Genomic DNA, 616 nt, shown 5'->3' on the forward strand with positions numbered 1-616 from the left:
GCTTCAATGAGGCCGCAGCTCTTCGCTGCGGATCACAGCTCATCGGTGGTCGTCCAGGGCACTTTGCCGACATGGCTTCAATGAGGCCGCAGCTCTTCGCTGCGGATCACGCCCTGCCCTGACTGCCTGCCATCGTGCCGTGCCGTAGCTTCAATGAGGCCGCAGCTCTTCGCTGCGGATCACGTTGGACAACATGTTGTCTTTTGTGTCGGGGGCTCTGCTTCAATGAGGCCGCAGCTCTTCGCTGCGGATCACGCATTGATCCACATCTCATACCCGGTTGCAGTCAGCGCTTCAATGAGGCCGCAGCTCTTCGCTGCGGATCACGGTTTTTCGATGCCGACGCTGCGACCGTACCAACGGGCTTCAATGAGGCCGCAGCTCTTCGCTGCGGATCACCCGGGCAGCTTGATCCGATCTTCTACGCCTGCGACGCTTCAATGAGGCCGCAGCTCTTCGCTGCGGATCACCCGAGAGTTCGGTACCCTTGGCGATGCCGCGGTGGTAGCTTCAATGAGGCCGCAGCTCTTCGCTGCGGATCACTAGGGCCGAGGTTCGCCGTGTTGCGCGCGAAGTCCAGCTTCAATGAGGCCGCAGCTCTTCGCTGCGGATCACA

General features: G+C 61.0%; 1 CRISPR repeat array.

The features are described from left to right. Positions 1–615: direct repeats of the CRISPR family, unit length 36 nt; unit sequence GCTTCAATGAGGCCGCAGCTCTTCGCTGCGGATCAC. Position 616 lies beyond the last annotated feature (1 nt).

The organism is Rhodanobacter sp. OR92 (assembly GCF_000427545.1).
GTDB classification, from domain to species: Bacteria; Pseudomonadota; Gammaproteobacteria; order Xanthomonadales; family Rhodanobacteraceae; genus Rhodanobacter; species Rhodanobacter denitrificans.